Raw genomic sequence first — 19,003 nt, forward strand, 5'->3', positions numbered from 1 at the left:
CCGGGTCAGAACCTGCGTTACGGCTGAAATTCGGACCTCGGGTCATCGACTATGCCGCGGCCCAGGCTTGGCTCGCCCCGTCGCAATCCAAACATTGACAGTGTAATAGTAACAGTGTCAGTATCGAAACATGGCCGAGCGGGCGTCGTGGACGCTGGACGAGCTGGTGCGACGGGTCGCACTCAGCCTGGCCGATCCCGCGTATCCGGGAGCGCCCAACGGGCGGGTCCGGGAGCTGCCCGACCGCCGAGCCGTGCGGTGGTATACGACGGCCGGACTCGTCGACCCGCCGGCCAAGCAGGGACGCACCGCGGTCTACGGCCCACGGCACCTGCTACAGATCGTCGCCGTCAAACGCCTTCAGGCGCATGGCCATTCGCTCGCCGAGATCCAGGCCGGACTGGCCGGGGCGACCAACGCAACACTGCGCAAGGTCGCCGCCGTCCCCGACGCAGTCATGGCGCAGCCGGAGCCGTCGTCACAGAGGACACCGGTACCCGGCCGTCGAAACCGCTTCTGGGCCGCCCCGGGCCCTGGCGAACTAGCCGCCGAATCAGCGGCCGAACCGATGCCGAACGGCGCTGACACTGTCACCGAGCTGGCCGCGGTGAATCTGCCCGGCGGCGCCTTGTTGGTGCTGCCGGCCGCACCCGACGAAGACGACATCGACGCCATCCATACCGCCGCTCGGCCACTGCTCGAACTGCTGGTCGACCGCGGCTTGCTGTCAGGCCCGCCCCTCGATGAACGGAGCCCATCATGACCGTCCGCATCACGTCGATGACCGACGCGGAGACAGCCGCGGACCACCATCCGGGACCGGGCACCCTGCACGCCGAGCGGGGCAACCTGCCGCTCGACCGCGTCGACGTTCGGGTGGAGATCACCGGGCTCACCAGCCAGGTCGAGTTGACCCAGGACTTCGTCAACGCCTTCGACGTACCACTGGAAGCCACCTACGTATTCCCGCTGCCGGATCGAGCGGCGGTCACCCGAATGCGGATGAGCGTCGACGGGCGGGTGGTCGAGGCGAAGCTGCTGGAGCGCGAAGCCGCCCGCCGAGCCTACGACGACACCATCGTGTCGGATCGGCGCGCGGGCATCGTCGAGGAGGAGCGGCCGGACGTCTTCACCATGCGGGTGGGCAACATCTTGCCGGCCCAACGGGTCCGCGTGGCGCTCACGCTGGTCAACCCGCTGGCTTACGCGGACGGCGAGGCCACGTTTCGCTTCCCGCTGCTGGTCGCGCCGCGCTACATTCCCGGCGCCCCCCTGGCGGATAGCGCTGTCGGCGACGGCTACGCCGACGACACCGACGTAGTCCCCGACGCCTCGCGCATCACCCCGCCGGTGCTGCTGCCCGGTTACCGGTACCCCGTTCTGCCGACCATCGACGTCGGCATTGACCCCGCCGGCCTCACGCTGTCGGAGGTGCGGTCGAGCTTGCCCGCGGTATCGACCGACGACGGCCGGATAAAGGTGCAGCCGGGCGAGCGGGCCAACAAGGATTTCGTGCTACGGCTGCGCTACGGCGCCGAAGACCTCACCGATTCGCTCGTGCTGGTACCCGATGCCGACGGTGATGAGGGCACCTATCAACTCACCGTGCTGCCGCCGGCATCAGGGGCGCCGCCGCGTCCGCGGGACGTGGTGCTGCTGCTGGACCGCTCCCGCAGCATGGCCGGATGGAAAATCGTTGCCGCGCGCCGGGTTGCGGCGCGGATCGTCGACACGCTCAGCACAGGTGACCGGTTCGCGGTACTGACTTTTGGCGACCGCATTGACCGTCCCACCGGTTTGCCCGACGGGCTGGTCGAGGCCAGCGACCGGCACCGGTACCGGGCCATCGAGCACCTTGCCCGGGTGGACGCGCGCGGCGACACCGAGCTGCTCGCGCCGCTGCGGCAGGCTCTCGCCTTATTGCGTGGCTCGCAGGGACGTGACGCCGTGCTCGTCTTGGTCACCGACGGGCAGGTCGGCAACGAGGACCAGCTGCTCCGCGAGCTGTCGGACGAGCTGCAGCGGGTGCGGGTGCATACGGTCGGCATGGACCAGGCCGTCAACGCCGGCTTGCTGGACCGCTTGGCCGGGGTCGGTGGGGGACATTGCGAGCTGGTGGAAAGCGAGGACCGCCTCGACGAGGCAATCCAGGCCATCCGGCGTCGCGTCGGCGCGCCACTTGCTCACTCCCTGGCACTGCACGCCCAAGGGCTGAACACCATCGCGGACACCACGAGCCCGGTTCGGCTACCCGACCTGCTTCCGGGAGTACCGCTGGTGCTGACTGGGCGGTACCGGGGAAGCGCGACCGGCACACTCACCCTGCGCGGCACCACCGGCGAAGGCGACGACTGGTCGGCGACGGTCACCGGAAACCGCCACGAAGCCCCGGCCGTCACCGCTGAGTGGGCGCGGGCCCATCTGCGTGACCTCGAGGACCGCTACGTCGCCGCCGCCGGCGGTCTCCGAGAGGACTTGGAAAAGCGGATCGTCGACACCTCGTTGCGGTTCAACGTGCTGTGCAGGTTCACCGGATACGTCGCCCATGACAGCCTGGTCACCCGGGTGCTCGCCGAGGGGGAAGTGCAGCACCGCGTGATCCAACCCGTCGAGGCGCCGGCCGGATGGGACCGATGGCCGGACCGGGGCACCGCCGGCACCCGCGCGGCGCAGCCGGCGGCGAAGGCGCCGCCGGCCACCCCGTGGGCCACCCCGTCGGCCTTGGCCGCGCGAACGATCAAGCTGCGCAACGCAATCGCGTTGGCCATCGTCAGTATCGTGCTGGTCGGTCTCGGCTGGGCGTGGTCGCTCAACCGCGACGGCTTGCCCGTCATCGCCCGCGACTCGGGAGTGGCCGGCAAGCCCTCCGAAACAGCCGACGCCGCCCTTCCCGAGACCAAGGGCGGCATCACCGAGAACACCCTGGCAGCCCCGCAGGCGCCGGCGCCGCCGCCGGACGGCACCTACAAGCGCGACATCGTCACCACCGGTTCGCTGCAGATCGTGGTCGCGGAGCCCACTCAGCTGGCCGACAAGCTCGTCGCTGCGGTCACCGACGCCGGCGGGCGGGTGGACTCGCGCTCGGAGCAGTCCGGCACCTACTCCCAGTCGCCGGTGGTCAATCTGGTGGTCCGCATTCCGGCGGACAAGCTCGACGCCGTGCTGGCCGACGTCAAGAAACTCGGGGCCGTCAAGTCGATGTCGATCAGCCACGCCGACGTCACGTCGCAGCGCGTCGACCTCGATGCCCGCATCGAGGCATTACAGACCTCGGTCAATCGGCTGCTGGAGCTGATGCGCCGGGCGGACAACACCGCTGACCTGCTGGCCGCGGAGTCGTCGCTGACCCAACGCCAGGCCGAGTTGGACTCGCTGCGGGCCCAGCGCGCCACACTTGGCGACCAGATTTCCTACGCGACGCTCAACGTCAGCATCTCCGCCGAACCGACCGTGACCCGGGTTGGTTTCCTTGGTGCACTCGAACGCGGCTGGCACTCGGTGCTCTCGGCTGCCTACGGCATCATGCTGACGGCCGGGTTCCTGCTGCCGTGGTTGCCGGTGCTGGCCGTGCTGGTGTTGGCGGTCGTCTTGGTGCTGCGCCGCTGGTCATTCCCGCGAGCATCCAGTGCGCCCAGCGGCCCGACGACAAGCTCGTGACCATCCTCAGCCCTTGATCGACCCGGTGCGTTTGACCTTGGTGGTGGCGATGCAGACCACGTCGCGGTCACCCTGGTTCCAGGTCGCCTGGGTGGGATACAGCACATAGCTTTCGAAGTCCTCGCTGTCTGCGGCATTGGGCGCATAAGCGGCGAACGCCGACAAGCACCGCTCCCGATAGTCGCTCTCCAGGCTGGACTGGCCCGGGGAAAGTACTTGCGGTCACCGTTGCAAGTGAGTGATCTTTAGTGGTCACGCGACTTGCACCCCGTCCCGGGGTTGTTCGGCAGCCGTGTGGCTGCGTCCCTTCCGCGCTTCACGGCCACCTGCCGGGCGCAGCCCGGTCTTACGGTCGGCTCCACGCTTGACGGCGGCCCCAACTGGGCCGACGACGCTATCGGGTTCCTCGTAGCGTGCGAGGTTGATGGCAGCGCAGTCGTCACGCTGATGACGTGCTGCGCATTGGTCGCAGTGCCAGGTTTCGTCCCAGCCGATGTCCTGAACATGCCGGCAGGCGTGGCAGGTTTTCGACGAGGCAAACCAGCGGTCGGCGACGACCAATTCCGACCCGTACCAGCCTCTTGTAGGACAGGTGCCGGCGCGGGGTGCCCAGGGCGGCGTCGGACAGTCCGCGCCGCCGGGCGCGGGCACCCGGCAGGCCCTTTCGCCGCAGCATCCCGGCAGCGTCCAAACGTTCAACAGCGATGCGGCCGTGGGTCTTAGCCAATCGTGTTGTCAGGACGTGCAGGTGATGGGTGCGGACATCGTTGACCCGGCGATGCAGCCGGGACATCTCGTTGGTTCGCTCACGATACTGACGTGAACCTCTCGTGCAGCGCGAGCGGGCGCGACTGACGTGCCGCAACTTTGTAAGCGCTGCGTCCAATGGTCGTGGATTGGGCACCCGCTCAATAACATTCCCGTCAGCGTCGGCGACGGTGGCCAGGCGACGCACACCGACATCGACACCCACCCGGGAATCAGGTCGGGCGAGGGTGGGTTGTTGGGGCCGTTGGACCAGTACCCGCACACTGGCATCCAGCCGGGTGCCGTTGCGGCGCACACTGATTGCCAGTACCCGCGCCCGACCTTTCGCGATCAACCGTTGCACGCGGCGGGTGTTCTCGTGGGTACGGACCGTCCCGATCACCGGCAATGTCAAGTGGCGACGATCCGGTTCGACGCGCATGGCCCCTGTCGTGAAACACACCCGATCGGCGTCCCGGCCCTTCTTCTTGAACCGCGGGAAACCCACCCGCTTGCCGGCGCGCGTGCCAGCACGGCTCTGCTGCCAGTTCCAGTACGCATCCACCGCGCCCGCCACCCCGTCGGCGTAGGCCTCCTTGGAACATTCCCGCCACCACACCTGCCCGGTCTCGTCGTTGACACACACGCCGTCCTTGGCCTGGTTCCAGCGGGCCCGCATCACCCGAAACGACGGCTTCGCCGTCTCGGTTCCGGTGGCATGCCAGGCCGCGATGTCGGCTTTCAGCGTCGCGACGGTCCAGTTGAAAGCCTTGCGCCGGGCGCCGAAGTGCCGTGCCAACGCGCGAGCCTGGTCCTCTGTCGGGTCGAGGGTGAACCTGAATGCCTGTACCGTCCAGCCTTCGGGGATCTCGAATTTCGACACCTTCAGGCCGCCTCGCGATCGTCGGCAGCGGCAGCGGCAATAGCGCGCTTAGCCCGGTTGGCCGCGGCGCGCCTGCGGTAGAGGCGTGCGCACATGCTCGTGAGAATCTCGGTCATATCTCGCACAAAGTCGTCGTCGACCTCAGCTGAATCGACCACCACCAATACTCGGCCCTGGGCAGCAAGCGCGGCTTCGACATACTCAGAGCCGAACCGGCAGAACCGATCCCGGTGTTCGACCACGATCCGCGTCACCACTGGATCGCGTAGCAGCGCAAGGAACTTACGGCGGTGTCCGTTCAACGCCGAACCAACCTCGGTCACCACCTTGTCGACAGGGAGTTGTTGTGCGGTGGCCCACCCCGTCACACGCGCGACTTGCCGATCCAGATCTGATCTTTGGTCCGCAGACGATAACCGCGCGTACACCACCGTCCGCCCGCGCCGGGACTCCTCGACTGCCGGATCGTTCACCAGAATGAGCCGACCCACTCGTTGCGCCGGGACCGGCAACAGCCCGGCTCGGAACCAGCGATAAGCGGTCACCCGCGCAATACCGTTGCGCTCAGCCCACGCCGCCAGATTCATACGCCTGTTCCTACAGCACACCACTGACATTTAGGTTTGGTACGTGCCCGCAGACGACCAAACCACCGACTGGAACCGTTGGGATTCCTGGATTTTGAGTGGTCGCCGCGGGCACGGTCTCAAGGACCCGCTGGTGTCCACGTTGGAGAACTTGGAGCCGCTTTAAGTGCGTCGCAGGCTCAACGGTGTCGTCACCCGGATGTGGAGCCTGCTGGCCCCGGCCTACGACCTGCCGGTGTTGCAGCGGTGGGTGTACCGTCCGCCGCACGACGAGGTGATTGCGCAACTACGCGCGCACGGATCGCGCAAGATCGCTGACATCGCCTGTGGCACCGGCATTCTCAGCGACCGTGTGCAGCGCGAATTGGATCCCGACGAGATCTACGGCGTCGACATGTCCGACGGCATGCTCAATCAGGCTCGTGCCAAATCCAACCGAGTGCAGTGGGGGGGCGTCGATGTGACTCGTCCGCGCGGTGACCTTTCATGCTGCGGCCGCTACGGGCAATCACAACGCCTCGTTGTCACGGCAAGACGCGCCTCCAAAGGCTGGCGCGACGATGGTTGTCGCCGTCGAGAAGCCGACGACGGCGCTCCTCGGTTACCCGAGGGCTGTTACCGGTGACCGGCTACGTGGTGTCGCACCGCGACGACGCGATCAGTTGTTCGTGCCCGGGTGGTCTCAGGCCAAGAGCGTGCAGCAGTTCCTCGCGACCCCACGGCCGGCTGCGCTCGTCGTTGCGGGAGTCCTTCCGCAGGGTGTCTTCATCGTGAATCTCTAACCGCGACTTCAGTTTTCGGCGCAAACCGCGAAGATTCACGGGAACCAGCAGCAACGGTTTGTCGCGTTGGTGAACCCGGTGCGCCGGGCCGTCCGAGCGCGCCGGAGTGCCCGGCTGAGCCGTGTTGGCGGGATGCAGCGGGTTGCCCTGGTGCAGCGGTTGCGCCTTGGCGGCCCCGGGTAACGGCGGTTCCGCAACCCTGGAGGCCGCTCCACTGGCTGCTCCAGTCGCCGCCGGTGCGGCCGGCGCAGCCATGCCGCCCACGGCGGCGGAATCGCCGATACCGCTGCTCCCCAGGCTCCAGCCGGCCACGGCGGGCCCGCCGTAACCCAACGGCCAGCCGCCATAACCACCGGGACTGGTGGTGCCGTCGTGGTAACGGGCCTCGGCCGGCGAACCGGCGCCACCGGCTCCCCCGGAAGTCGGGACGTCGGTGCCCACGGCACCCCCGGCCCCACCGGGGCTGGCGCCCCCAGGGCTGGCGACCCCATCACCACCGCCACCAGGGTTTGCGACCCCGCCGGCCGTACCGCCGCCGTGTTCGGCGCCGACAGCGCCGCCGCTGTGACCACCACCGCCGCCGCCGGGCTGATCAGACACACCGGCGGCTACCCCGCCGGTGCCACCGTGTTGTCCGCTGGCACCGGCCGCGCCCAGGCCGCCGCCATTGCCGATGCCATTGCCGATGCCGGGGCCAGCGGGCTGAGCCAGGTGCTGGTTGGGGATGACACCGGCGGGCCCGCCCGCGTCGGCCGAAGCGTGGTTCATCGCGTTGCCGTTGCCGAGCCCGCCGGCCCCTCCGCCGCCGCCCGCGTCGTGCTGGTTCGCCATGCCGCCTCCGGCCGGGCCGCTGTGCTGTCCGACCCCGCCGCTGCCGATTGACCCGGAGTCCGCACCTTTTCCGCCGGCCTGGCTGACACTGCCGGCCCCACCGGCGGCAGCCGCATTTCCGGAGCCGCCGGCGCCGCCACTGCGCCCGGCGCCCGACCCCATGTCTACGGCGGCGGCGTTGGTGGCCTCGGTACCGGCATACGATCCCGCACTGGCGCGGAGGATCTGCACAAATTGGTCGTGAAACGTTGCCAGTTGCGCACTGATGGCCTGATAAGCCTGCGCGTGCATGCCAAACATCGCCGCGATGCCCGCTGAGACCTCATCGCCGCCCGCGGCCGGCACCCCGGTGGTAGGGGCCGCTGCGGCCGCGTTGGCGACGCTGATCGTCGAACCGATCGCCGCCAGGTCCCCGGCCGCGGCCGCCAGCATCTGGGGCTCCGCAACCACATACGCCATTGAGCCAGCTCCCGTGTGCCCTGGTCACTACCTGGGGCAAAATCGTATCCCTATCCGGGGCGCACATCCCGGTATTCCGGCAATCGACTTGGTGAGCCGATGCTCAGGCCTCCCGCAACGTCAAACACTGGTTCGGTCAGTCGTCCGCTGGCCGGGTGACAGCCATGGGCACCGTCCAGGTCCACGCCGTCTCGCCGGTGTCCGGCGTGGTCATGTCCAGTCGTGCACCGCGCCCGGCAAGCTGCTGGGGGAGTAGGGCCGTCGGGTCGGTGGCCGCCGTCGGACTTGGGGTTGTTCTGGATTTTTCGATCACGGTGACCACCAGGTCGGTCTCATAGGTGGCCTGCAAAATGATCTCGTCGGCGATTGCATGCCGCAGAATCACCGTGACCAGCTGCTGCACCGCGTCGTAGAGCGCGCTGGTGATGGCTCTGTCGACGGTGTCCAACGGGCCGGTGAAGAAAACCTGGAATCTGGCGTCCAGAGCTTCGGCCACTTCGCCGAGCAGATCCGACATGCGCAGCCGAAAGTTGGTCTCGTCGCCGGTGGGTATGTCGAGCTGGTTGATGGTGTTGCGGACGTCGTTGATGACGGCGTCGAGTTCGCTGACCGACTCGCCGATGCGTTTGGCGACGGCCGGCACCCGCGCCAGCGGCAAGACTGCGCTGAGTTGCAGGCTGATGAGAAACAACCGCTGAGTCACCGAGCGATGCAGTTCCAGCGCGATGCGTTCGCGCTCGGCCGCCACTCGTAAGGTCCGTGCGTGCGCTTCGGCGAATCGCAGATTCACCAGGTTGTCGACCCGCGCTCGCAGCTCGCCCAGCTGGAACGGCTTGGGCAGGTAGTCGTTCGCGCCCGCTTGTAGCAATGCCAGCCTCGACTGGTCGTCGGCGCGGGCGGTGAGGATCAGCACCGGTGTGTTGGCCAACGCCGGGTCGGCGCGAACCTGATGCAGCAGTTCGTCGCCGCTGAGCTGCGGCATCATGATGTCGCACACGATCAGGTCCGGGCGGTACGTGCGTGCCAGCTCCAGTCCGGACCGCCCGTCGAACGCCGCCTTGACCCGGTAGTGCGGCGACAGTGCTTGGCACACAAAGGCATTGAGGTCGACGTTGTCTTCGATGACCACGATGACAGGTTTGGAGTCTGCGATGTCCGGTTCGCGCTGGGCTGACGTTGCCGAGACCGCGGTGATTTCGGCGATCGCGCCGGCGGCATCCCGGCTGGAGCGCTCGGCGCCGCCGGGACTGGCCTGCTGCACCGGCAGACCCGCGGGCGCGCACCGCGGAAGGTCGACGATTACCAGCGCTCCACCTTCGCGGGCGTCACTGATGGTGACACTGCCCCGGTGCAATCCCACCAGGTCGCGGACAATGCTCAGTCCTAACCCGGTGCCACCGACCGCCCGCGTGGGACCGCCCTCGACCTGGTGGAATCTGTCGAAGACCGCCGCCCGCTGCTCGAATGGTATTCCCGGGCCGCTGTCGGCGACCTCGATGATGACTCGATGGTCGGGATCCGTCGAGACCGAACAACGCACGGTGCCACTCGGTTGGGTGAATTTAAAAGCATTGGACAACAAGTTCACCAGTATCTGGTGCAAGTGCTCGGGGTCGAGTTCCGCCGTAACGGGCTGGTCCGCATCGACGCTGAATTCGATGTCGCGGTCCACCGCAAGCGATTCGAACAGCGAGGCGCCCAGGCGCACATGCTCGGCGACGTCCACGTGCGCGTAATTGGGTTGGACGGTACCGGCTTCCAACCGAGCGGCGTCCAGCAGGTTGTTGACGTGCCGTTGCAGCAACCGGGCATTGCGGACGATCAGCTCGAGATCGGCACGTGACGGCTCCGCCGGTTCGGTCGATTCCAGCAGCTTGCGGGCGGGCTCCAGGATCAGCATCAGCGGAGTGCGCAGTTCGTGGCTGATGTTGGCGAAGAACTGGCTTTTCAGGTCGTCGAGTTCCTTGGCCCGCGCGTAGAGATCGGCCAGTTCGGCGTTGGCCTCCTTGAGCTTTCGGCTTGTCTCGGCCACCTCGTAGGCGCGGGCGAAGACCTCCTGCTCCATCTGCTGAGTGGTGGCGCGCAGCGCGGCCGTCTCCTGCTGCTGGGCCGTGTCGGATGCTTGCAGGCGGACGAACTCGGTAACGTCCTCCACGCGATGAATGACGTAGCGCAACGCGCCGGCCCAGTCCAGCACCGGTGAGTTGGTGGGGCTCCAGAAGCGTTCCTCGAAGTCTCCGTCCGGGCGCCGAATGTCGTAACGCTGCACCGGCATCGCGTCGGGAACGCGATCGCGCACCACCCGATCCAGCGACACCCGCAGGTTGCGGACTCCTTCGGCATTGGGGTCATCCGGGTTGTCCGGAAAGGTCTCGAAGATGAGGTGCCCCAGAATCCGTGTTCGCTCGGTCATCGTCGCTTGCAGGTAGGCGTCGGTGACGGCAATGATCCTCAAGTCGGGATCCAGTACCAAAAACAGGCCCGGAGCTGACTCGAACAACAGCCGGAAGTCGACAGCCTCAGTCAAACGCGCACCTACGTTCTTGCATCGTGTTAACGCTACTATCGCGCCCCTGACTGCCAATGCCCCCGACCGGCCAAACCGAAACGTCGATCCAACCCCGGCCCGTCGATCGGCAGCCGATGACGATGCGGATGCGGCCGTGCCGCAGACCGTGCACGTAGGCTCCCGCCATGCATATCGACGCGATGACGTTTCCCGAGCCGTTGGGCAAGATCGGTGAGGTGGCCCGGCAGGCCCAGGCGGCCGGATTCTCCGGTCTGGTGTTCACCGAGGCGGGCCGCACCGCCTATCTCAGTGCTGCCGTGGCCTCGCAGGCGGCTTCGGGCCTCGACTTGTCCACCGGCGTCGCGGTGGCCTTTCCGCGGAGCCCCTTCGTCACGGCGGCCACCGCGTGGGAGCTTCAGGACGCTACCGGCGGCAGATTTCGGCTGGGCCTGGGCACCCAGGTGCGCCGTCACGTCGTGCACCGCTACGGGACGGCTTTCGACCGGCCCGGGCCGCGGTTGCGCGACTACGTGCTGGCCGTCAAGGCGTGTTTCGCCGCTTTCCGCACCGGGACGCTCGATCACCACGGCGAGTTCTATGACCTCGACTTCATCACGCCGCAGTGGAGCCCGGGCCCCATCGACGCCCCCGACCCCGAAGTCGATATCTCGGCGGTAAATCCGTGGATGCTGCGGATGGCGGGCGAAGTGGCCGACGGCGTACACGTCCATCCGATTGGCGAGCCTGGCTACATCGCCCGCCACGTTGTGCCCAACCTCGCCCAGGGCGCGGCAAAAGCGGGGCGGGCGTCGTCGGACATCGCGGTGATCGTGCCCGTGCTGACGATCGTCGGCGATAGCGACGAAGAGCGTGACAAGGAGCGAGAAGCTGTGCGAGCCAGCATCGCCTTCTACGCCAGCACACCCAACTATGCGTTCATCTTGGACGAGGCCGGATTCGAGGGCACGACCGCCCGGATCCGGGAAAGACAGAAGGCCGGTGACTTCGCCGGCATGGCCGGCCAGATCACCGATGAGCACATTGCCGTCTTCGCCACGGAGTCGACCTGGGACGGGTTGGCGGACGCGCTGGTCGACAAGTACGCCGCAATCACCGACCGCCTCGTCTTCTACAACGCCCGAGGCGATCGGGAGCGTTTCGAACGCTACGGCGAGGTAGCACGCCGGCTGGCGGCTCGCTAAATTCGAGACGCGATCTCGTCGAAAGGAATGTCATGAACGCGCATGTCGAGCAGCTGGAGTTTCAGGCGGAGGCCCGGCAACTGCTGGATCTGATGGTCCATTCGGTGTACTCCAACAAGGATTCCTTCCTGCGGGAGTTGATTTCCAATGCTTCCGATGCGTTGGACAAGCTGCGTCTGGAGGCACTGCGCAACAAGGACCTGGAGGTTGACACCTCCGATCTGCACATCCAGATCGAGGTGGACAAAGGCGCCAGGACTCTGACAGTTCGCGACAACGGCATCGGTATGACGCGCGCCGAGGTCGTGGACCTGATCGGCACGCTGGCCAAGTCGGGTACCGCCGAGTTGCGGGCACAGTTGCGCGAGGCCAAGGACGCGCTCGCATCTGAGGAGCTGATCGGTCAGTTCGGCATCGGCTTCTACTCGTCCTTCATGGTGGCCGACAAAGTCGAGCTGCTCACCCGCAAGGCCGGCGAGAGCGAGGCCACCCGGTGGGAATCCAGCGGCGACGGCACCTACACCATCGAATCCGTCGACGCATCATCCGCCGGGGCTCCGCAGGGAACGTCGGTCACGCTGCACCTCAAGCCCGAAGACGCCGAGAACGATCTGTACGACTACACCTCGGAGTGGAAGATCAGGAGCCTGGTCAAGAAATACTCCGACTTCATCGCCTGGCCGATCCGGATGGAGGTCGAGAAGCGCACCCCGCCCGCCGCCGACGAAGAAGGCGGCGAAGAAACCGTCACCGTCGAAACCGAGACCCTCAACTCCATGAAGGCGCTGTGGGCCAGGCCCAAAGAAGAGGTCTCCGCCGAGGAGTACCAGGAGTTCTACAAGCACATCGCCCACGCCTGGGACGACCCGCTGGAAGTCATCGCGATGAAGGCCGAGGGCACCTTCGAGTATCAGGCCCTGCTGTTCATCCCCAAGCACGCCCCGTTCGACCTGTTCAATCGGGATGCCAGCATCGGAATCCAGCTCTACGTCAAGCGTGTGTTCATCATGGGCGACTGTGACCAGCTCATGCCGGAATACCTGCGCTTCGTCAAGGGTGTGGTCGACGCACAGGACATGTCGCTCAATGTGTCCAGGGAAATCCTGCAGCAGGATCGCCAGATCAAGGCCATCCGTCGCCGCCTGACCAAGAAGGTGCTGGCCACCATCAAAGATCTGCAGACCGACCGGGCGGAGGACTATCGCACCTTTTGGACTCAGTTCGGCAAGGTCGTCAAGGAGGGCCTGCTGTCGGACTTCGACAACCGGGAAACGCTGCTGCAGATATCCTCCTTCGGCTCGACCCACAGCGAGGAGGAAGCCACCACGCTGGCCGAGTACGTGTCGCGCATGAAGGAGGGCCAGGAGCAGATCTTCTACGCCACCGGGGAGTCGCGTCAGCAGATCCTCAAGTCCCCGCATCTCGAGGCGTTCAAAGCCAAGGGCTACGAGGTGCTGCTGCTCACCGACCCGGTCGACGAAGTGTGGGTCGGGGTGGCGAGCGAGTTCGACGGCAAGCCGCTGCAATCGGTTGCCAAGGGTGAGGTGGACCTGGACTCCGCCGAGGACCAGAGCGAGGCCGAGCGCGAGGAGCAGCAGAAGGAGTTCGCCGGCCTGCTCGCCTGGCTGAAGGAGACCTTGAGTGAGCACGTCAAGGAAGTGCGGTTGTCGACGCGGCTGACCGAGTCGCCGGCCTGCTTGATCACCGACGCCTTCGGGATCACCCCGGCGCTGGCCCGCATCTACCGGGCTTCGGGGCAGGAAGTTCCGGTCGGCAAGCGAATCTTGGAGCTCAATCCCAACCATCCGCTGGTGACCGGCCTGCGTCAAGCACACCAAGACCGCAGTGACGATCTCTCGTTGCCGGAGACCGCGGAATTGCTTTACGGCACAGCACTTTTGGCCGAAGGCGGGACACCGGAGGATCCGGCGCGGTTCGCGGAGCTGCTGGCCAGCCGGCTCACGCGCACGATATAGCTAGCGACGGCTCAGCTTTTCGCGGACCGTGTCGGTGAGGAACTGCCTCGTCGACGTTGGACGAAATGCCCTGGCCGCCTTGGTGAGTGCTTCACGGGACTGCGCGGGGAGCTCGATATCGGCTGCGGCAACGTTGAATTCGAGCTGTTCGACGCTGGATGCCCCGGGAATCGCCACCACTCCCGGCAGGCTGATCAGCCAGGCCAGCGCCACCTGGGCCGGCTTGGCGTTGACCTCCGCGGCAACCGTGCGAAGCGTCTGCAGCAGCGGCTCGATGCGGCGCAGATTTTCCGTGCCGAACAGCGGGTTGACGGCACGAACGCCGCCCGGCCGGTTGTCCACGCCGTACTTGCCGCCCAGTAGCCCCTGCGCCAGCGGGCTGTAGGCGATGACGACGCGGTTCTCCCGCTCGGCGAACGGAACCAGGTCGTCGAGCGCGCCCGGGTGGGCAAGGGAGAAGTGCACCTGGTTGCTGATGACCGGGCGGCCGAGCGCGGCGTCGGCTTTTCGCCATCGGGTCAGCGAGTAGTTGGACACGCCGGCCGCGCCGATCTTGCCGCTGTCGAGGAGCTCGCGCATTCCGGGCATGATCACCGAATCGGGGACCACCGGATTGGGTTGGTGAACCTGGTAGAGCGGGATGCGGTCGAGCTGCAGCCGCCGGGCGCTGGCTTGCGCGCGCTGCTTGACGACGGCGGGTAACGGTGCGACCGGGAAGATCTTGCTGGCCACCGCAACCTTGTCGCGGCGGTCGCCGAGTGCTTCGCCGAGAATCCGTTCGCTTTTGCCGAGGCCGTAGACCTCGGCGGTGTCGAACAGCGTGACGCCCAGGCCGAGGGCGCGCTGCACGATGTCGCCGGCCGCGCCGGAGGCGTAACGGTCTCCGTATCCCCATTCGCGCGAACCGAACTGCCAGGTTCCCAGCCCGATGCGGCTGACTTTTCCGATTCCGTCGACGTCGAGATATTTCATGTCACACACCGTAGTGAGCGCATACCGACACCGACACCCCCCGGCTGCTACGTACCGATCGATTCGACGAACGGCGTGAGCAGGCGCGCCATGCCCGTCGCGGCTTCGTCGGCGTCGGCCGGGGGCAGCGCGAGAAAGCTCAGTGCGGCCCGGACCACGGCCTGACCCATCACGGCCGCGTCGCATTCGTCGGCGTTGACCCAGCTGTGCTGGAAGGTCTGCGACAGCTGGCTCGAGGCATGGTCGACCAGAAACTGGCTCTCGACGGTGATCAACCGGAGAATGTCGTTGGGCGCGTCCTCGGTTCGCAACACCTGGACCAGGGGATCGTGGTCGACGCGGTCGAAGAAGTCGCGAAAGACCGTCCGCGTGGCACCGTAGCCGTCGCCGTGGTGTTCGTCGATGGCCGTTCGCATTCCGGTGACGATGGTGTCCGTCAGCCGTAGGGCATAGCTACGCGCCAGGCCGCGTCGTGACTGGAACTCGTTGTAGATGGTGCCACGGCTGACGCCGGCCGCCGATGCCACGTCGGCCATTGTGATCGACGACCACTTCCGTTGGAGCAGCAAGCCGTGCAGCGCGTCGAGCACCCCGTTGTGCATCAGGCTCAACGCGGTGCTCTGATACGGGTTGCGGTTTCGCGACGGCTCGGTCTCGACCATGTGGCTGAGATTAGTGCGCATCGACCGTGCTTTCGGCGTCGTGCCCGCGGGGCCGGGTTCGGTACCCGCGGGCGGACCCCGGGCATGCCGGCGGCCATCACCGGGTTCCGTAGCGGGCCAGGACTTTATCGCGCTTGCGCGGATCGATGTTCACCTTGGTGAGGTCACCGCCGTAGTGCTCGATTACGCGGTGGTCCATCACCTTTCGCCACAGCGGGGGAAGGTAGGTCAGGGTGATCAGGGTGGCATACCCGCTGGGCAGGTTGGGGGCACCGGCCATGCTGCGCAGCGTCTGATAGCGGCGCAGGGGGTTGGCGTGATGATCGCTGTGCCGCTGCAGGTGGTAGAGGAAGATGTTGGTGACGATGTGGTCGGAGTCACCTAGGTCACCGCCTGGCGGCGGGGCCGAACGTGGCGTGGCGGGTTGAACATATCATACTATTTGTTCAATTGATAGATAAATCATCGGATTTGTTCAATCGGGCTGGCCGCCGCCTGTTAGCCCGCAGTGACGTGCGCGCTGACGCCCAAATTGCGGTGCTGCGTCGCGAAATCGATTACTCTGCAGGATGTTTCATACGGTTGGCGTCAACCCAAGCCGACGGGAATTGCGCGGGCCGGGTTTGACCGCGGCGCCGACGGGGTATCAGTTGCGCCATGACCAGCGCTCCCGCCGTTGCCCCCACGCGCACTCTCGATGTCTGGCCCGGCCGGGCCTACCCGCTGGGCGCGACATTCGACGGGGCGGGGACCAATTTCGCGCTGTTCAGCGAGGTCGCCGAGCGGGTCGAGCTGTGCCTGTTCGGCGGCCACGGCACCGAGACCCGGATCACCCTGCCCGAGGTCGACGCCTTTGTCTGGCACGCTTACCTGCCGACCATCCAACCCGGCCAGTGCTACGGGTATCGGGTCCACGGTCCCTACGACCCCCGCGCCGGCCACCGGTGCAACCCGAACAAGTTGCTGCTGGACCCGTATTCGAAGGCCATCGACGGCATTTTCGACTGGAACCAGTCGCTGTTCGGCTACACCTTCGGTGACCCGGAGAGCCGCAACGACGACGACTCGGCGGCCAGTATGCCCAAGGCCGTCGTGATCAATCCGTACTTCGACTGGGGCACCGACCGCCCGCCGAATCACCACTATGCCGACACGGTCATCTACGAGGCTCACGTCAAAGGCTTGACGAAAACTCACCCGGACATCCCGGAACACCTACGCGGCACCTACGCCGCGGTGGCGCACCCGGCGATCATCGACCACCTCACCGGCATCGGTGTCACCGCAATCGAGCTGATGCCGGTGCACCACTTCGCCAACGACTCCACGCTGGTCGACAAGGGCCTCTCGAATTACTGGGGCTACAACACCATCTCGTTCTTTGCGCCCGACCCGAAGTACTCCAGCGCTACCTCGGCAGGCGGGCAGGTTCAGGAGTTCAAGGCGATGGTGCGCGCCCTGCACGAGGCGGGCATCGAGGTCATCCTCGATGTGGTCTACAACCACACCGCCGAGGGCAACCACCTGGGCCCGACGCTGTCGATGCGCGGCATCGACAACGCTGCCTACTACCGGCTGGTCGACGGCGACAGGCGCTACTACCTGGACCACACCGGCACGGGCAACAGCCTCAACGTCGGTCATCCGCACTCGCTGCAGCTGGTCATGGATTCGTTGCGCTACTGGGTGACCGAGATGCGCGTCGACGGCTTCCGCTTCGACCTGGCCGCGACGCTGGCCCGGGAGTTCTACGAAGTCGACCGGCTGGCAACGTTTTTCGAACTTGTGCAACAGGATCCGACGGTCAGTCAGGTCAAACTCATCGCCGAGCCGTGGGACGTCGGGCCCGGCGGCTACCAGGTGGGCAATTTCCCGCCGCAGTGGACGGAGTGGAACGGAAAGTACCGCGACACGGTCCGCGACTTCTGGCGCGGTGAGCCCGCCACCCTCGACGAGTTCGCCTACCGACTGTCCGGATCGGCCGATCTCTACGAGCACACCGCGCGCCGGCCGGTCGCCTCGATCAACTTCGCCACCGCGCACGACGGGTTCACGCTGCGCGACCTGGTGTCCTACAACGACAAGCACAACGAGGCCAACGGCGAGGACAACAACGACGGCGAGAGCTACAACCGGTCGTGGAACTGCGGCGCGGAGGGGCCGACCGACGACCCCGGCATCAACGAGCTGCGCGATCGCCAGCAGCGCAACTTCCTCACTACCTTGCTGCTGTCCCAGGGCGTGCCGATGATCTGCCACGGCGACGAACTCGGACGTACCCAGAACGGGAACAACAACGGCTACTGCCAGGACAACGAAATCACCTGGATCAATTGGGCAAAGGCCGACACCGGCCTGCTGGATTTCACTCGCGCGGTGTCGGCGCTGCGCGCCAACCACCCGGTGTTTCGCAGGCGCCGGTTCTTCAGCGGCAAGCCGGTGGGCCGTCGCGGCCACAACGGTTTGCCCGACATCGCCTGGTTTGCCGCCGACGGGTCGGAGATGACCGACGAGGACTGGGGCGCGAGTTTCGCGAAATCCATCGCGGTGTTCCTCAACGGCCACGGCATTCCAGACCGCGATCTACGGGGTCAGCGGGTGCTCGACGACTCGTTCATCCTGTGTTTCAACGCCCACTACGAGCCGATCGAATTCCGGCTGCCGCCGGCGAAGTTCGGCGAGAGGTGGCGCACCGTGATCTACACCGGTGCCCGGCAGCTGGCGCCCTGTGACGAATTGCCCGCCGCGGCAACGCTCACCGTCGATGCGCGCAGCGCGGTGGTGCTGCAGGCCGCTGTCGCAGACATGGCCGGGCAGTAGCGGCCGGCCGTCTCGCCGAGACTGTAGTTTTGCAGGCCCGTACTCGTACTTTGTCTGCAATAACGCAGTTTCGGTGAACCGATACGCTGTGGCTCTGGCGGGTCTCGTCGCACCTGGCGCTCGGGGTAGGAGGCGGATATGTCGAAAACGGTGGTCATCGGCGCCTCGAGCGGCTTGGGGCGCTGCATCGGCGTCGGACTTGCGCAGCGCGGCGACGACGTCGCGCTGCTCGCGCGGCGGCTCGAGCGAACCCAGGTCGCGGCCACCGAGGCCGGGCCCGGTGCCATCGCCCTGGAATGCGACGTCACCGAGGAGTCGTCGTGCCGATCGGCCATCGCCGCGGCCGCCGAGGCGCTCGGCGGAATCGACAACCTCGTCTACGCCCCGGCGATCAGCCCATTGGTCCGCCTGGTCGATACCGATGCCGACACCTGGCGGCGAGTCTTCGACACCAACGTCATCGGCGCGGCCGTGGCGACCGCGGCAGCGGTGCCACACTTGGCCGCCGTGTCGGGCAAGGCGGTCTACCTGTCATCCGACACGGGTGGTTACACACCGCCGTGGCCCGGCCTCGGCGCGTACGGGGTCAGCAAGGCGGCCCTCGAACGGCTGGTCGAGGCGTGGCGAGCCGAACATCCGGATATCGGGTTTACCTGCCTGATCGTCGGCGAGTGCGCGGGCGGCGACGGCGATGCGCGGACCGGAATGAACATCGGCTGGGACAGCGATCTTGCCAGGAAGGCCTATCCACTGTGGCTGTCCGCAGGCGCCATGCCCGGCAAGTTGATGCCGGTCGCGGACCTGGTCAATGTGGTGCACACCATCCTGGCCACCGACGCCGCAACGTCGATGCCGATCGTGGTCGCCAGGGGCGCATCGGCTGCCGGCGGACCGGTTCTCGACGGCGGTTGACCCG

12 protein-coding genes and 4 pseudogenes are annotated in these 19,003 nt (G+C 66.6%); 8 read left to right on the forward strand and 8 right to left on the reverse strand.

Features of this window, described 5'->3' with window-relative positions; genetic code table 11:
• The first annotated feature begins 130 nt into the window (after positions 1-130).
• Both AWC07_RS01220 and AWC07_RS01225 read left to right on the forward strand, forming a co-directional pair.
• Positions 131-763, forward strand: coding sequence for a MerR family transcriptional regulator (locus AWC07_RS01220; RefSeq protein ID WP_036414128.1), 633 nt, complete (start codon positions 131-133; stop codon positions 761-763).
• Positions 760-3,657, forward strand: a complete 2,898-nt coding sequence (locus tag AWC07_RS01225; protein ID WP_036414126.1) for a DUF4349 domain-containing protein — start codon at positions 760-762, stop codon at positions 3,655-3,657. Before AWC07_RS01220 ends, AWC07_RS01225 begins: the two co-directional genes overlap by 4 nt.
• 6 nt (positions 3,658-3,663) lie before the next feature.
• Here the strand turns inward: AWC07_RS01225 and AWC07_RS26410 are convergent.
• The 3 genes and pseudogenes from AWC07_RS26410 to AWC07_RS01235 form a co-directional block, all read right to left on the reverse strand.
• Positions 3,664-3,852, reverse strand: a pseudogene (locus AWC07_RS26410) (septum formation family protein); the annotation flags it as partial.
• A 57-nt stretch (positions 3,853-3,909) separates the two neighbouring features.
• Positions 3,910-5,287: pseudogene (gene tnpB, locus AWC07_RS01230) on the reverse strand (IS607 family element RNA-guided endonuclease TnpB).
• Between the two features lie 2 nt (positions 5,288-5,289).
• Positions 5,290-5,874, reverse strand: coding sequence for an IS607 family transposase (locus AWC07_RS01235; RefSeq protein WP_036414124.1), 585 nt, complete (start codon positions 5,872-5,874; stop codon positions 5,290-5,292).
• Positions 5,875-5,917: 43 nt separating this feature from the next.
• Between AWC07_RS01235 and AWC07_RS29225 the strand changes: the two genes are divergently transcribed.
• Positions 5,918-6,040 carry a hypothetical protein gene (locus AWC07_RS29225; RefSeq protein ID WP_279628846.1) on the forward strand — a complete coding sequence of 41 codons (123 nt, stop codon included), beginning with the start codon at positions 5,918-5,920 and terminating at the stop codon, positions 6,038-6,040.
• A gap of 33 nt (positions 6,041-6,073) precedes the next feature.
• Positions 6,074-6,322: pseudogene (locus AWC07_RS28295) on the forward strand (methyltransferase domain-containing protein); the annotation flags it as partial.
• Positions 6,323-6,503: 181 nt separating this feature from the next.
• Here the strand turns inward: AWC07_RS28295 and AWC07_RS29230 are convergent.
• Both AWC07_RS29230 and AWC07_RS01250 read right to left on the reverse strand, forming a co-directional pair.
• Positions 6,504-7,946: a PE family protein gene (locus tag AWC07_RS29230; RefSeq protein ID WP_051508017.1), complete on the reverse strand. Its 1,443-nt coding sequence runs from the start codon at positions 7,944-7,946 to the stop codon at positions 6,504-6,506.
• Positions 7,947-8,082: 136 nt separating this feature from the next.
• The gene (locus AWC07_RS01250; RefSeq protein WP_051508016.1) at positions 8,083-10,473 is read right to left on the reverse strand and encodes an ATP-binding protein; all 2,391 of its coding nucleotides are present in this window, start codon (positions 10,471-10,473) and stop codon (positions 8,083-8,085) included.
• Positions 10,474-10,640: 167 nt separating this feature from the next.
• On the opposite strand from AWC07_RS01250, the gene AWC07_RS01255 reads away from it, so the two are divergent.
• Positions 10,641-11,657 carry a TIGR03617 family F420-dependent LLM class oxidoreductase gene (locus AWC07_RS01255; RefSeq protein WP_036414122.1) on the forward strand — a complete coding sequence of 339 codons (1,017 nt, stop codon included), beginning with the start codon at positions 10,641-10,643 and terminating at the stop codon, positions 11,655-11,657.
• Positions 11,658-11,689: 32 nt separating this feature from the next.
• A complete protein-coding gene (gene htpG, locus AWC07_RS01260; protein WP_036414119.1) occupies positions 11,690-13,633 on the forward strand; it encodes a molecular chaperone HtpG in 1,944 nt (647 codons plus the stop codon).
• Here the strand turns inward: htpG and AWC07_RS01265 are convergent, their stop codons facing one another.
• The 3 genes and pseudogenes from AWC07_RS01265 to AWC07_RS01275 all read right to left on the reverse strand — a co-directional run.
• Complete coding sequence (locus tag AWC07_RS01265; protein WP_036414117.1) at positions 13,634-14,605, reverse strand: aldo/keto reductase; 972 nt, start codon at positions 14,603-14,605, stop codon at positions 13,634-13,636. It abuts the gene before it with no gap.
• Between the two features lie 47 nt (positions 14,606-14,652).
• Positions 14,653-15,267: a TetR/AcrR family transcriptional regulator gene (locus AWC07_RS01270; protein WP_244187398.1), complete on the reverse strand. Its 615-nt coding sequence runs from the start codon at positions 15,265-15,267 to the stop codon at positions 14,653-14,655.
• Between the two features lie 97 nt (positions 15,268-15,364).
• Positions 15,365-15,646 (reverse strand): annotated as a pseudogene (locus tag AWC07_RS01275) (alkane 1-monooxygenase); the annotation flags it as partial.
• Between the two features lie 278 nt (positions 15,647-15,924).
• Between AWC07_RS01275 and glgX the strand changes: the two are divergent.
• The gene (gene glgX / locus AWC07_RS01280) at positions 15,925-18,087 is read left to right on the forward strand and encodes a glycogen debranching protein GlgX (protein ID WP_036414110.1); all 2,163 of its coding nucleotides are present in this window, start codon (positions 15,925-15,927) and stop codon (positions 18,085-18,087) included.
• Between the two features lie 150 nt (positions 18,088-18,237).
• The gene (locus AWC07_RS01285; protein ID WP_208622333.1) at positions 18,238-18,999 is read left to right on the forward strand and encodes an SDR family oxidoreductase; all 762 of its coding nucleotides are present in this window, start codon (positions 18,238-18,240) and stop codon (positions 18,997-18,999) included.
• Positions 19,000-19,003: the final 4 nt, after the last annotated feature.

The sequence above is a fragment of the Mycobacterium gastri genome (assembly GCF_002102175.1).
Lineage (GTDB): Bacteria > Actinomycetota > Actinomycetes > Mycobacteriales > Mycobacteriaceae > Mycobacterium > Mycobacterium gastri.

Bases quoted from the DNA above. Each gene is read 5' to 3' on its own strand.
- AWC07_RS01225 (WP_036414126.1), top strand. From the start codon at position 760: ATGACCGTCCGCATCACGTCGATGACCGACGCGGAGACAGCCGCGGAC.
- AWC07_RS01255 (WP_036414122.1), top strand. From the start codon at position 10,641: ATGCATATCGACGCGATGACGTTTCCCGAGCCGTTGGGCAAGATCGGT.
- AWC07_RS01270 (WP_244187398.1), bottom strand. From the start codon at position 15,267: ATGGTCGAGACCGAGCCGTCGCGAAACCGCAACCCGTATCAGAGCACC.
- AWC07_RS01235 (WP_036414124.1), bottom strand. From the start codon at position 5,874: ATGAATCTGGCGGCGTGGGCTGAGCGCAACGGTATTGCGCGGGTGACC.
- htpG (WP_036414119.1), top strand. From the start codon at position 11,690: ATGAACGCGCATGTCGAGCAGCTGGAGTTTCAGGCGGAGGCCCGGCAA.
- AWC07_RS29230 (WP_051508017.1), bottom strand. From the start codon at position 7,946: ATGGCGTATGTGGTTGCGGAGCCCCAGATGCTGGCGGCCGCGGCCGGG.
- AWC07_RS01265 (WP_036414117.1), bottom strand. From the start codon at position 14,605: ATGAAATATCTCGACGTCGACGGAATCGGAAAAGTCAGCCGCATCGGG.
- glgX (WP_036414110.1), top strand. From the start codon at position 15,925: ATGACCAGCGCTCCCGCCGTTGCCCCCACGCGCACTCTCGATGTCTGG.
- AWC07_RS01220 (WP_036414128.1), top strand. From the start codon at position 131: ATGGCCGAGCGGGCGTCGTGGACGCTGGACGAGCTGGTGCGACGGGTC.